9 protein-coding genes and 1 pseudogene are annotated in these 14,597 nt (G+C 43.3%); 7 read left to right on the forward strand and 3 right to left on the reverse strand.

Features of this window, described 5'->3' with window-relative positions; translation table 11 throughout:
• Positions 1-58: 58 nt before the first annotated feature.
• Positions 59-139: pseudogene (locus tag HWQ38_RS32295) on the reverse strand (element excision factor XisH family protein); the annotation flags it as partial.
• A gap of 171 nt (positions 140-310) precedes the next feature.
• Complete coding sequence (gene ahcY / locus HWQ38_RS32300; RefSeq protein ID WP_292801991.1) at positions 311-1,588, reverse strand: adenosylhomocysteinase; 1,278 nt, start codon at positions 1,586-1,588, stop codon at positions 311-313.
• A 380-nt stretch (positions 1,589-1,968) separates the two neighbouring features.
• Here ahcY and HWQ38_RS32305 point away from each other — a divergent pair, with 380 nt between their 5' ends.
• Complete coding sequence (locus HWQ38_RS32305; RefSeq protein ID WP_292801992.1) at positions 1,969-3,618, forward strand: mechanosensitive ion channel family protein; 1,650 nt, start codon at positions 1,969-1,971, stop codon at positions 3,616-3,618.
• A gap of 256 nt (positions 3,619-3,874) precedes the next feature.
• Entirely contained in the window at positions 3,875-7,228 is a 3,354-nt protein-coding gene (locus tag HWQ38_RS32310) for an efflux RND transporter permease subunit (RefSeq protein WP_292801993.1), read from the forward strand.
• A 329-nt stretch (positions 7,229-7,557) separates the two neighbouring features.
• On the opposite strand, the gene HWQ38_RS32315 is transcribed toward HWQ38_RS32310, so the two are convergent.
• Entirely contained in the window at positions 7,558-9,006 is a 1,449-nt protein-coding gene (locus HWQ38_RS32315; protein ID WP_292801994.1) for a calcium-binding protein, read from the reverse strand.
• A gap of 639 nt (positions 9,007-9,645) precedes the next feature.
• Here HWQ38_RS32315 and HWQ38_RS32320 point away from each other — a divergent pair.
• From HWQ38_RS32320 to HWQ38_RS32340, 5 genes are all read left to right on the forward strand, one after another.
• On the forward strand, positions 9,646-11,193 hold the full coding sequence (locus tag HWQ38_RS32320; protein ID WP_292801995.1) for an FAD-binding oxidoreductase: 1,548 nt from the start codon (positions 9,646-9,648) through the stop codon (positions 11,191-11,193).
• Between the two features lie 22 nt (positions 11,194-11,215).
• Positions 11,216-11,920 carry an actin-binding WH2 domain-containing protein gene (locus tag HWQ38_RS32325; RefSeq protein WP_292801997.1) on the forward strand — a complete coding sequence of 235 codons (705 nt, stop codon included), beginning with the start codon at positions 11,216-11,218 and terminating at the stop codon, positions 11,918-11,920.
• A gap of 42 nt (positions 11,921-11,962) precedes the next feature.
• Positions 11,963-12,697 (forward strand): actin-binding WH2 domain-containing protein, encoded by a 735-nt coding sequence (locus HWQ38_RS32330; RefSeq protein WP_292801999.1) that lies wholly within the window; start codon positions 11,963-11,965, stop codon positions 12,695-12,697.
• 58 nt (positions 12,698-12,755) lie between these two features.
• A complete protein-coding gene (locus HWQ38_RS32335; RefSeq protein ID WP_292802001.1) occupies positions 12,756-13,160 on the forward strand; it encodes an NIL domain-containing protein in 405 nt (134 codons plus the stop codon).
• A gap of 239 nt (positions 13,161-13,399) precedes the next feature.
• On the forward strand, positions 13,400-14,383 hold the full coding sequence (locus HWQ38_RS32340) for a CHAD domain-containing protein (RefSeq protein ID WP_292802003.1): 984 nt from the start codon (positions 13,400-13,402) through the stop codon (positions 14,381-14,383).
• The last annotated feature ends 214 nt before the right edge of the window (positions 14,384-14,597 follow it).

Here is a 14,597-nt window from a genome sequence, read left to right on the forward strand (position 1 = left end):
ATTGATTCAACAATCGCTAATAATTTTTGCTTACCGCAACTTATTGAGCGGATACTATTAAAGGATCATCAGTAATTAACCAACCATCTTTCTCTAAAGCTAACTTAACAGCATTATGAAAAAAATCTTTTGCTGACATACAAACTTACAAGAACACCCTCCATCCTATTATATCCTCTCTCTGTGCGGCAGTCGCTCATGGGGGAAACCCCCAAGACCGCGCTGCCTTGCCTCTGCATCTCTGCGAGAGAAACACAAAAAAAGGGATAAGCAAAACGCCTATCCCCAAAAAAATCAATTAATCAATGTATCAAGTTCCAGTAGTCCAAGAATTGATGTACTCAATTTGATCTGGTGTTAGGCTATCAATCTTAATTCCAATAGCTTCCAATTTCAAACGAGCAATTTCTTGATCCACATCAATGGGAATTGAGTGCAAACCAGGTGCTAACTTACCTTTATTCTTCACTAGGTATTCAACAGCTAAAGCTTGGTTAGCAAAACTCATATCCATAACCGCGCTGGGATGTCCTTCAGCCGCAGCCAGGTTAATCAAACGTCCTTGTCCGAGAACGACAACTGATTTACCAGTTGTCAACTTATACTCTTCAGTGAAAGGACGCACTTCTTTGATTTCCTTAGCTTGAGAAGCCAAGTATTTCAAGTCAAGTTCGATATCAAAGTGACCAGAATTACAAACGATCGCACCGTCTTTCATGGCATCAAAATGCTCGGCGCGAATTACGTGCTTGTTACCGGTAACTGTGATAAACAAATCACCAACTTTAGCAGCTTCAGCCATTGGTAGAACGCGGAAACCATCCATTACCGCTTCAATTGCCTTGATGGGATCAATTTCGGTAACAATCACATTAGCACCCATACCACGGGCGCGGAGGGCTGTACCTTTACCACACCAGCCGTAACCAACTACGACAATGTTTTTACCAGCCAGCAGGATATTTGTGGCGCGGATAATCCCGTCTAAGGTCGATTGCCCAGTACCATAGCGGTTATCAAAGAAGTGCTTGGTATCAGCATCGTTGACGTTGACTGCGGGGAAGGTGAGAACGCCATCTTTGAACATGGCGCGGAGGCGCACAATTCCGGTTGTGGTTTCTTCAGTGGTGCCAATCAAATCAGCGATTTGGTGTTGGCGCTCTTGGATTAATGTCGCAACCACATCGCTACCGTCATCAATGATGATGTTGGGGCGGTGATCTAGGGCGATTTGGACGTGGCGGCTGTAAGTTGCGTTATCTTCGCCTTTTTGAGCAAAGACGGGAATTTCATGATCGAGGACGAGGCTAGCGGCTACGTCATCTTGAGTTGATAAGGGATTGCTAGCAATTAAAAGCGCGTCTGCACCACCGGCTTTCAGAGCGATCGCCAAATGTGCTGTTTCTGTTGTAATGTGGGCGCAAGCGACAAGGCGTAAGCCAGCAAAGGGCTTTTCTTGGGCAAAGCGATCGCGGATTTGCCGCAAAACTGGCATTTCCCGTCCAGCCCATTCAATACGCTGTCTTCCCAAGGCAGCTAGGCCGAGGTCTTTAACCTCGTGCTTTAATCGGGGAGAAGTTGCGGTCATCAAAAGTTTCCTCAAAAAATTAAAAAAGCTACGTAAAATTTACGCACTCTACTAGGTTATTCTACTACTGGCAATTTTTGCTTGAAAGAAAGCAAATTACTAGTCAAGAGTCCCCAAAACTAGCTTGACGGTTGATCGGCATAATGTCAACTTCAGTCCCAGGTTCTTCCTTTTTGTTTTATCTTTGGTAAGAGTAAGACTTTTATCAGTCTAGAGTCCTGATTACAAGTACATTGTCATCTGTCTAGAGATAGATAAATTACAAAAAATCTCATCTCAAGGGAAAACCGCAACTTCAGATAAGTACATTTACTAAAATTAATTGTGGAGGATGGTTATAGAAGTAGTCACTAGTAAATTTTACTCAAGGAGGTGTTTGAGTGCAATTTCAATTTTTGGCGATCGCTAGTTCAATGGCCATAGCCGTTGTATCTGTGCCAAAAGCCACAGCCCAGATTCCTTTTTTACAGCAGCTGCAAGCTCCCAACAGTGTGAGTACTGATTCAAATGATCGAGTTGTTTCGGGCTGGATTTATTTAGATGGTCGGGCATTATTTCAGATAGCGGCATCAAAAACCAACTTTCCTGAGCGTTCAGAAGACATTCAAAAGAAGTTGCAGAAAATTAGCCAAAATTACTTTCAATCACCACCGAAAACAGCAGTCAAGGTAGAAGTTCGCAAAGTAAACGAATTACCAGTAATTTATGTAAATGGTCAATATTTGATGACCATCACTTCCGAAGATGCCAGACTGCGACAGATAGATATGTCAACATCGGCAGATCAAATCACCCAAAAGTTAGAAGAAGATTTGCAAGAAGCAAAGCAAGAAAGACAAACTCAATTTTTAATCGACCAAGGTAAAATTGCTGCGGGCATCGGACTGGCAATGATTGTCATAAGTTGGGGCGTATATAGCTGGCAGCGACGTTCCAAAAAGGATTTAGTATACCCTATTGTCTCCCAACCCCCCAAAGGATTCCTAAACTCCCCAATTTCCCCAGCAGATCAACCAATTACAACCCAACTGAATAAACAGCAAAAGCAACATCTCCAAGAAGTCAAAAAACGATTGTTTCAGCTAACTCAAGCCGGAATTTGGGGAAGTGGAAGCTTCTTTATTTTGGGTCTATTTCCCTATACACGAGGGTTTCAGGTAGGAATTCTCACCGCCGCCCAATTTCCCTTGCGATTAGGTGTCGTATTATTGGGAACCTATGTAGCGATTCGTTTGACCTACGCCCTAATTGAACGCTTCACCAGCACTCTGATCATCAGTGGGGCTTTCCTAACCCCAGAAAGTTCTGAACGTCTGCAACTGCGAGTTTCCACATTTTCTGGTGTGACTAAAAGTATTGCTACTCTTATCTGCGTGGTAGTTGGGATCTTACTAGCGCTGGTATCATTGGGGATAGATATCGTTCCCTTGCTAGCGGGTGCCAGTTTAGTTGGTGTTGCAGTGTCTCTGGCCTCGCAAAACTTAATTAAAGATGCGATTAATGGTTTTTTGATCATTTTAGAAGACCAGTACGCTTTAGGCGATGTGATTACGGTGGGAGACGTGGGAGGATTAGTAGAAAATCTGAATCTGCGGATGACCCAAGTCCGGGATTCGGAAGGGCGTTTGATCACGATTCCCAATGGTGAAATTAAAGTTGTTGCCAATCTTTCTAGTCGTTGGTCACGAGCCGATTTAACAATCCCGATCGCTTACCAAGCCGATACAGAAGACGCTTTAAAATTGATTGAAACTGTTGCTGACAAGATGAATCAAGAAATGCAATGGCAGCGTCATATTTTGGAACCGCCGCAAGTTTTGGGAATAGATCAATTTGGCGATCGCGGTTTGATGATTCGCGTCTGGATTAAAACACAGCCCCTCAAACAATGGGATGTAGCACGCGAGCTTCGCCGCCGCCTGAAACTTGCCCTAGACGAAGCTGGAATTTCCATCTCTGTGCCTCAACAAGCAATTTGGGTCAATGAGGATCAGTTGGTAAATTTTCACGGGAATGGCAAAGCTAATTAGAAATGCGAATGAACTTTTGAACTCCCCTCTCCCATTTTTGGGAGAGGGGCTGGGGGTGAGGGCAAAACTTATACAGTCAGAAGCTTTCATCTGAAGTTGACACGCATGAGCTAGATATGGTTGAAATAAATGAAACCTGCTGTAGAATTCCCCAATCCCTAATTTGCGGCGATCGCCAACACTAAGCCTGAATAAATACTTATATTAATAAAAAGCTACTACCTCAATAACCAGTCTTGGACTTTTCCCTGATTTTATGTTTGTCAATACCTTCATCAGACGGCCAGTCCTGACGACGGTCTGTACGTTCATTATTTTGCTGCTGGGAAGCATCTGTATTCCGATCCTTCCCATTTCTCAGCTACCTGACCTCGCCCCGGTGCAAATCACTGTTAGCTCCACTAATACTGGTGCAGATGCTCAAACAACAGAAAGCACTGTCACCAACATTATTGAGCGACAAATTAATGGTGTTAAAGATGTATCTTATATATCTTCTAATACGGGTAATGATGGTTCCAGCAATATAACTGTCTCCTTCCCAACTCAAGTTAATAGCGATATTGCTCAAGTAAACGTTCAAAATAAAGAAGGACTTGCTTCACCTCAACTGCCAGATACTGTTCAACGAACAGGTGTTACCGTTCAAACGGCATCAAGCAGTCTCCTTCTCGTCTATGGGTTTTACTCAGATAATAATGAGTATGACAACCTTTTTATCAGTAACTATGTCGATCTGTTTATTCTCGATGAGATCAAACGGCTTCCTGGTGTGGGACAAGCCACCATTTTTGGGGAACGCAAATATGCCATGCGTCTTTGGCTTGATCCCAACAAGCTTGCCCAACATCAACTAACTCCTCAAGATGTGACAACTGCCCTGCAAGAACAAAATATTCAGGTGGGCGCAGGGGCGATTGGTAAGGAACCAGCACCAGATAATCAAAGTTTTGAATTTGCTTTACGGGCAACTAGTCGATTTAAAAATGCGGCTGAATTTGAAGACATGGTGCTGAAGGTGAGTCAAGGTAGCACTAATAGCAGCACTAATAGCAGCAGTAATAGCACTACTAATAGCACTACTAATAGCAGCATTAATAGCACCCTAGTTAAGGTTAAAGATGTCGGTCGAGTTGAACTGGGAGCAGAGAGCTATCTTGCTGATGCCAAATTTACCTTACCAGGAAGTGATCCCAAGCCAGCCGTGGGTTTGGGGATATATCAACTTCCGGGTAGTAATGCCCTACAAGTTGCCCATGCTGTTGAAGACCAGATCGCAATATTAGCGAAGAGTTTTCCACCTGGACTAAAAGGACAGGTGGCATTTGATACCACTCCATTTGTAGAAATTTCCCTAGAAGAAGTTCTACAAACTCTGGTTGAAGCGGTTATCTTGGTGGTCTTGGTAATTTTTGTCTTTTTGCAAGACTGGCGTACCACGATCATTCCCACTGTGGCGATCCCCGTTTCCTTGGTTGGGACGTGTGCGGCTCTGTTGGTTTTAGGATTTCAGATTAATACACTGACCTTATTTGGTTTCGTCCTGGCGATCGGTCTTGTTGTCGATGATGCGATTATTGTGGTGGAGGCAGTTGCAGTCAAACTGGAGCAGGGCTTGAAGCCCCTTGATGCGGCGATGGAAGCCATGAAAGAGTTGACTGGGGCAGTCATTGCCACTTCACTTGTACTCATGGCGGTATTCCTTCCAGTTACATTCATTCCGGGTACTACTGGGATTGTCTACAAACAATTTGGGTTAACCGTTGCTTGCTCTATTGCCATTTCGACCTTCAATGCTTTAACTTTCTCTCCGAGTATGGCAGCCATCCTCATGCGCCCTGCTCAGACTCCACGGGGTCCTTTGGGGTGGTTTTTTGGGCTGTTTAATCGGGGATTCAGCTGGTTTACGCGCCGCTATGTCGGATTTGTTAGCTACCTTACCCATGTCAAGCCGATTGTAATTGGGGTTTTCATCACTGGTTTAATCGCAACGTTTTTGATGTACAAAGCAGTGCCTACTGGATTTATTCCAGAGGAAGACCAGGGTTATTTCTTTGTAGTTGTCCAAGGACCTGATGGGGTTTCTTTGAAATACACCGAATCTGTGATGAATCGGGTTGTCAAGGAAGTAACATCGCTTCCCGAAGTTCAAGCTAGTTTTATGATTAGTGGCTTTGGTTTCGATGGCAATGCTTCTAATTTAGGCATTGCCTTTGCTAACCTGAAACCCTGGAAAGAGAGAACTCTAGAATCTCAGTCTGTGTATGGAATACTTCAGAGGATGAACAAAAAGCTCTCTGCAATTACAGATGCGAGAGCGATCGCTGTAAATGCTCCTCCAGTTAGAGGCTTAAGCTCTACGGGTGGTTTTGAGTTTATCATTCAAGACCGAACCGGAAATGCGCCGATTCAAACCCTGGTTGATGCTGCTCAAAAGTTGATTGGGGCGGCGAATAAAAACCCTGCTCTACACGGAGTCTTCACTCAGTTCACCGCAGACACTCCCCAATATGACATCCAGGTAGATCGCAACCAAGCCAAATCTCTCAATGTCGAACTCAATGACATTTTTGGGGCGTTGCAAAGTTACTTGGGGTCGCAATATGTGAATGATTTTGTGCAGGGACAGCGACAGTATCGAGTATATGTCCAAGCAGATGGGGTTTTTCGCTCTAATCCCGATGATATTGGCAAGCTGTATGTTCGCTCTGCAACTGGGGCGATGATTCCGTTGAGCAATTTGGTGAAAGTTACTCCCTTTGTGGGTCCGAAAACCATTTCGCATTATAACTTGTACAGGTCAATCAAAGTCCAGGGCGCTCCGGCTCCCGGTGCTAGTTCTGGACAGGCGATTCAAGCGATGGAGAAACTAGCAGCAGAAGTCTTACCTAAAGGGTTTGGTTATGAATGGACAGGGACTTATCTCCAGGAGAAGACATCTGGGGGATCTACGGGCTTGATTTTTGTCTTCGCCTTCGTTATTGTCTTTTTGGTGCTGGCGGCTCAGTATGAAAGCTACGTTGACCCGATCATTATTTTGCTGACAGTTCCCCTGGCAGTTTTGGGAGCGATGACGGCGATTTGGCTACGTTCCAATATTTTCATGGCAGGTAGCCTCTTCCCGAAAGTGGTGGATGATATCTATTGCCAGGTAGGTTTGGTAACTTTGATTGGTCTAGCCGCCAAGAACGCGATTTTAGTCGTGGAATTTGCCAATCAGCAGCATGAGCACGGCATGAGCTACACGCGGGCGGCGGTGAAAGCGGGGCAAGAACGTCTGCGACCGATCTTAATGACTTCTTTTGCAGCGTTGTTAGGATTTTTGCCCTTGGTGATCTCTCAAGGGGCTGGAGCCAGCAGCCGTTGGTCTTTAGGAACAGCGCTCTTTGGGGGGCTGCTGCTGGCGACGTTCTTGAGTTTGTTCTTAGTGCCAATTCTGTATATTTTGGTTAAGACTCTGGCTCAGGCTATATTTTCTCGGAAGCAATCGGGTGGTTCAAAGCCTCCAGATTCTCCTAATGGAACTACGGGATCTGGACATCGGGCTTTGCCTCCTGGCTCAACTCAGCCAGAGACACAACTTAGGTCTCAGCAGGATGGGATCACCTGATTTTTGCCGTTAGGTCTCTATTTGGCTCTGCCGTAAGTCAAGAGGCAGAGCCTCTTATTAGGCATTCCCAGTCGGAGACTGGGAACGAGATAAACGGTACTCTCAAGAAGAGGATGCGATCGCTAAAATAACTGTGAATGAGTCTTTGAACTCCGTGAACGAGTCGAAATTAGACTGGACTATCAGTCAATAGGCGATAGCGAAGCCCTGCGGCGAAGCGCCGCAGCGCATTTTAAAATCTTTGACCATAGGTAGGGGCAGCTTCGCCAGTACCTCACCCCAATATCAAGCCGCATCTAGAGCGTTGGATCGGTTTATTGCTCAAATCGCTAATGAGGAATTCCAAGCACAGTCTGCTGTGGAGTAACGCCAAGAAAGACAATTTGCTCAACATTCAAGACATTCAAGGTGAACTGATCATGCTTAACGGTGTAATTGTTGGAGGTGCCTGCAATAATGTAATCACTTTTGAAATCAGGCAGAATTAGCTTATCCCATCCCGAACCACCATCGATGGTGGCATTACCGTAACCAACATCAAATGTGTCGTTTCCACCTCCGCCTTTAATCAAGACATTGGCAATAGCGCCCCCTTGGTCTGAAACGGGATTACCATTAGCATCAATTCGACGAGCTTTGAAGTAATCGTTACCGCTTCCGCCATCAATCGTGCCGCCTTGAATGCCAACGCTGGTGCCATAGCCAGTCAGGATGTCAGATCCTGCCCCTTCATAAATAATGCCATTAGTATTAACAATACCTGTGCCTTGACTAATGCCAGTACCGATGATAGTATCGTTGCCATTGCCTAAATTGATCATGCCTTGACTAATGCCAGTACCGATGATGGTATCGTTGCCACCGCCTAAATTGATCATGCCACTGTTAACAATGCCTATACCTACACCAGGTGCAGCTGTCCCATAGTCAGGATTAGAAGGGATCTCGACCCCTGCACCGCCTGTGCCCGTGCCAGAAAGGAAGTCGTTTGCCTGCCCTGTACTAATTATGCTACCCTTGCTGTTGGAGATACCTGTACCATTACCCCCAGGGCTAGTCCCACGATTAGGATCTACTACCCCTATACCGCCCTTGCCGATACCAGTAATAGAATTGTTCCCTTCTCCTCCATTAATGTTGCTACCACCACTGTTGAAGATGCCTGTAGCATCTACTTCAGCTAGAAAAGATTCAGCAGTGCCGGAGATGAAATTGTTCCCTTTTCCTCCATTAATATTGCTGCCCTCAGTGTTAGAGATTCCTATAACATTGACTTGAACAAGTCCAATTACACGTCCAATTACAGCTCCCTCGATAGAGTCGTCCCCAAATCCTCCATCAATGCGGCTATGCTGAGTATTATTGATGCCTATAGTGATGATGCCTGTTCCAAAAGAGTCGCCTCCCGTTCCGCTTCCCTTGATCAAATCATTTCCGTCTCCTCCATTAATGTAGCCACCCTGAGTGTTAGAGATACCTATACCCGAGGTGAAATAGTCGTTACCACCAGTGCCAGTGCCTAAGATTGTATCGTCTCCCCTCCCTCCATTGATAATGCCACTGTTAGCAATGCCAGTGCCAGAGATAGTAATGCCGTCGTCGCCAGTGCCAGTGCCAGAGATAGTATCATTACCTGCTTGAGTATCAATGACTCCGTTTTTTAGAACCTCAATTCCAATTGCTGGAATTCCTAATAATGTATTATCCTCTTTGCCCACCACTAGATCGGAACCCGAAGTGCCTATGAATGGGGGCAAAGAAACAATTAGTCTGGACATAATATAATTCTCCGCAATTGTGTGTGATGGAGTTTTCACCTCTGAAAGTCCTGCTCTTTCAAGAATAATTCTCTCTATAAAGAATTTCAGTAGACGGAAAAGCTCCTTATTTACTTCATGGGAATGAAGTATTTTTATGCAAATCTCCCGATCTTTTTTATTAGTGTAGTTCTAGCCGGGGTATCGGCTGTCCAAAGATATGCTCAATCATCATTGACTTGATGGGTAGCAACTTAAGACGGGAGGGTAGAAGCTTTAGCAGAAGCAGCTAAAAATCCTCAAGAATCCACCAAGCAAAAGACTGCAAAAAATGCAATCACCATGTTAAAAGGGCTATTTTCTGGTTTATCTGCGATCGCTTCCCTGGTTGAAGCAACTAATAAATTATTGCCTGCGATTTCTAAATTATTCGGTTTAGGATAATCTATCAAAACAGTTAAATCGGCGGTTAGAAACCCCGTCTACACAGGTAAAACCCCACCTCCGTGGGTTTGAAACCCTCAATTTTTCCTTAGTCCGCGCAGGCGGACTTTGTTTGTATAGCCGCGAATTCCATTCGCCCTGGCTCAATTTAACTCAATCATATCTACTTTCTTCATTCTCAGGTAGTTTTAGAATGTAGAGTTAAATTTTTCCCAAATGTCTTTAACTGAAGAAATTCTTTCCCAATTACCGGGCGATGTTTTAGCAAGATTGCGCCAAAGCGATCGCATTCTCACATCCTTGAGAGAAAATACCGCACCTATCCCAACGTTAGTTAAAGAAAGTCAACAGCCTTTAGGCATCGCAGACTTCGATGTAATTATCTGCGGTGGCACTTTGGGCATTTTAATTGGTTGCGCCTTGGCGGTGAAGGGACTGCGAGTGGCGTTGTTGGAACTCTTAATTTTGCGGGGGAGGGAACAAGAGTGGAATATTTCTCGCAAAGAATTAGATGTATTTGTGGAATTGAACTTGCTAACAGAGGAGGAATTAGCAAGTGCGATCGCTACTCAATATAACCCAGCACGAGTTAGTTTTGATGGCGGTACAGAAGTTTGGGTAGAGAATGTTTTGAATATCGGCGTAGATCCAGTTTATCTACTAGCTACTTTGAAAACCCAATTTCTCGCCACTGGGGGAAAGTTGTTAGAAAACACACCCTTTACTGAAGCGGTAGTTCATCCAGATGGGGTGATGGTAAATAACCAATTCAAAACTCGGTTATTAATCGACGCGATGGGACATTTTTCACCCATCACCCAACAAGCACGCCAAGGTAAAAAACCAGACGCTTTGTGCTTGGTTGTTGGAAGTTGCGCCCAAGGTTTTCCCGAAAATAACTCAGGCGATTTAATATTATCATTCACACCTTTGCAGAATCAATGTCAGTACTTTTGGGAAGCCTTTCCAGCCAGAGATGGCAGAACAACTTACTTGTTTACCTACATGGATGCACATCCCCAACGCTTGAGTTTAGAAGCTCTGTTTGAAGAATATCTGCGTCTATTACCAGAATATCAGGGAGTGGAATTGAACAAGCTGAAATTTCAGCGATCGCTATTTGGTTTCTTTCCCACCTATCGCCAAAGTCCCCTAAAAACCCCTTGGAATCGCATTCTTCCAGCCGGAGATAGCAGTGGTAGTCAATCTCCCTTGAGTTTTGGTGGTTTTGGGGCAATGGTGCGTCACCTGAAGCGTTTAACTTATGGCATTTACGAAGCGCTGGAAACGGAACAATTATCAGCACAAGCGATTGCACTGCTGCAACCCTATCAGCCAAGTTTGACTGTCACCTGGTTGTTTCAAAGGGCGATGAGTGTTGGTGTTAATCAGAAAATTGCGCCAGATCAAATTAACCAACTACTCTCGGCGGTATTTCAGGAAATGCAACAGTTGGGTACACCAGTGCTAAAACCATTTTTACAGGATATAGTGCAGTTTTTGGGACTAACGCAAACACTGTTAAAAACTGGCTTGTCTCATCCGGGATTAGTTGCCAAGATAATTCCACAAGTAGGTTTAGGAAGTTTGTTAGATTGGCTGGTGCATTACGGGAATTTAGGTGTATATACTGCCTTTTTTTCGTTGAGTCCAATGCTAGAAATATGGATTAAGAATCAACCAAATGAACAACAATATTATTGGCATCGTTTGATTGATGCCTGGAAGTATGGTTCCGGTGGTGATTACTCAGATGAAACTTGAATAATATCTGGATGAGGATAAGATGATTGAGCGGAAATCTTTAGGAATAAAATACTTTGCAGTGCTGATTGGATTTCTGCGCGATCGCCCAGGTTTTCTAGAGGAAGTTCGCCAAGGTACAAGATTACCAAATAAAATCATTTCTCTACTGGTTTGCAGTTCTTTATTTCTCGCCGCTTATGGCGGAATCATTGGTGCATACCATAGTTGGATGCAAGCTTTATCTTCCGCCATTAAACTGCCAGCCCTTTATTTAATCACGCTGCTGATTTGTATCCCGACGTTGTTCTTGGCTAATATTATTTTTGGTTCCAAGCGGAGTTTTGCACAGCATTTAGCATTAGTATTGACTGCGGTTTCAGTCACAAGCGTACTTTTATTTAGCTTTGCACCAATCACACTGTTTTTCATAATTACCACCAATAATTACCAATTTTTAATTCTGTTAAATGTCTTTATTTTTGCATTGACTGGATTGATTGGTGTCTCGTCTTTATATCACGCCACCAGTTTAGTTTTAGAACAAGATAATGAAGGTAGCAAGACACGCCAAAAGATTTTACAATTTTGGCTATTTCTTTACGCTTTCGTAGGCAGTCAGTTAGGATGGACTCTCAGACCGTTTTTTGGCACACCTGATTTTGTCTTTCAACTGTTCCGCGAAAGAGAAGGAAATTTTTATCTGAACGTTATTCAAGCTATTAGCTATCTCTTGGGAATTCGTTAATTAGTAATTAGTAATTAAACAAAATATACCAGATATAAATTTATGCTGAAAAAACAAAATGGCGGAATTCAACAATTTGGTGTTTTGGTTAATTTACTCCGCGTAGACGCAAAGCGGCTTGTCGTCAGACATCGCCAAGCTTTCTTAGAAGAAATTCGTCACGGAGTCAGATTACAAAATAAAATCAGTTCTCTATTCGTAACAAGTTCTATTTTCTTTGCCATCTATGGCGGAATTATCGGTGCATCTCACAGTTGGGCACAGGCATTATCCGGTGCTATTAAACTTCCGGCATTTTATTTATTAACACTGATTATCTGTTTTCCAACTTTGTTTTTTTTTAATGTTTTGTTTGGTTCCCGCAGTAGTATTCAACAGCATTTCGTTGTCTTGCTCACATCTGTATCAGTGATTAGTGTACTTTTATTCAGCTTGGCACCAGTTACACTATTTTTTCTGAGCACTACACCCGATTCTTATCAATTTTTTAAACTGTTGAATGTGTTAATTTTTGGCATTACAGGCATCTTTGGCGTTAAATTTCTGTATGAAGAAATGCAATTACTTTCTCAACAAGATGAAGTTGGCAAAAAAACCCGCACGACTATTTTAAGATCGTGGTTATTGCTTTATGCCTTTGTTGGTATGCAGTTAGGATGGTTTCTCAGACCGTTTTTTGGCGCCCCTGACTCTAAATTTGAATTGTTTCGGGCAGTGAAAGGCAACTTCTATCTGGATATTGTCAAGGCGATTTCCGAAATTTTAGGTTTGCGTTAATCTAATATTTATACGTGTTTTAAATCACGCTACAACAGAAAAAACCTCTGCTAATCCGATGAAAAAACGAGTAACACTCACCTTCCCGAAACGTGCCGTGCAAATGCCAGTCACTTACGTACTGGCCAAAGAGTTCAACGTCGCCGCCAATATTATCCGCGCCCAAGTTGCCCCAAATCAAATTGGCAAACTGGTAGTAGAACTAGCGGGAGATATCGATCAATTAGATGCGGCGATCGAGTGGATGCGATCGCGCCATGTTAACGTTTCTCATACATTAGGGGAAATTGCCATCGACGAGGATGTCTGTGTCCACTGTGGCTTGTGTACTGGGGTTTGTCCTACCGAAGCCCTCACCCTCCACCCAGAGACATCTAAATTGACATTCACGCGATCGCGCTGTATCGTCTGCGAACAGTGTATTCCCACCTGTCCCGTACAGGCAATCTCTACTAATCTTTAAGATTACCGCATACACCAGGGATGATTCCCCATCCAACTTTCTCACAAATCTAAAATTCAAAATTGATTTTAGCCCAACTTCAACACATCCGCTATTACTATAGAAGAGTATGCAACTATCAATAGACATAAGCATACTTTACAATCCTGATTACATAAAAACATATCAAAACTAGATGTAGCTTTTTAACTAATGTTATTATGCAATAACCTCATAAGGTATTGTCATTAAGATCAATTATGAAATTAGCTACACAAACCACGGTAAAAACTCTAGGAGACTACGCCTACCAAGCGATTGAAAAACACTTTAAGAAAACCTTGAAGTGGGAAAAATCAGTGAAGAAAGATGAAGATCCAGAAGCGCTGCACCAAATGCGAGTGGGAATGCGTCGCCTACGGACGGCTGTAACTAGGTTTGGGCTAGCAGTGGATGTCTCGAAACCAGTCAGCGATAAAAATATCGGTAAAATAGCCCGTCGTCTTGGTAATCTCCGAGATTTAGACGTACTCAAAGAAAGTTTGGAAAACAATTATAAACCAAACTTACCCCGCAAAGAACAGGAATCTTTGCAAACCGCTTTCACAGCTTTGGCTAAACAACGTGAAGATGTACTATCGAGTGTGCAGAAAACGTTAAAGGATGAATCTTACAAGTCTTTAAAAGATGCATTGGATAAGTGGTTAGAGAAACCCAGTTATCAACCTTTGGCATCTTTTAGCATTCAGCAAGTGCTACCAGACTTACTTTTACCAGAAGTGAGTAACTTGTTACTGCATCCGGGTTGGCTAGTTGGCACTGAATTTGTGGATTCAGAAGTGAAAATTCAGAAAAACTGGGAACCAGAAAAGATAGAAAAACAATTAACAATAGAAGGTGGAATTCTTCACAGTTTGCGAAAAGAAGCTAAACGTGTACGCTACCAAATGGAGTTATTTAGTGACTTATATGGTGAGTCTTACGCAGCTTATCTTACAGAAGTGAAAAATATCCAAGAAATTTTGGGTACGATGCAAGATAGTGCTGTCTTAACTGACTGGCTTTCAGATGTCTTAAAGTCAGAAATTCAGACTCAGTTACCCACCCTTGCTAAATTATTAACTGAAAATCGTTACCAGTCGTGGAAGCAGTGGCAACCCTTACAAGAACGGTATCTGAAAGTTGAAACCAAGCATAGTTTTCATTTAACAATACTGCACCCGCTTTCAGGGGTAATAAATTAAAAGTTACTCTTTGTTGGGCAAAGATTGGACTAACCAAGTGCTTTCTGTCTCAGATAATGCAACTGACAATTCAGATCATCTGGAAAAGCCTACGAAAGACAATACCATTTCCCTAAAACCCTGATACATATAAATTTCGCGTAGGGGCAAGGCATTGCCCATTGGTGTCAACTTAAGAGGATAAAGCCCATATTTGCTGGGTGCGAGCGTCAAT

It is taken from the genome of Nostoc sp. NMS7 (assembly GCF_017115085.1).
Taxonomy (GTDB): domain Bacteria; phylum Cyanobacteriota; class Cyanobacteriia; order Cyanobacteriales; family Nostocaceae; genus Nostoc.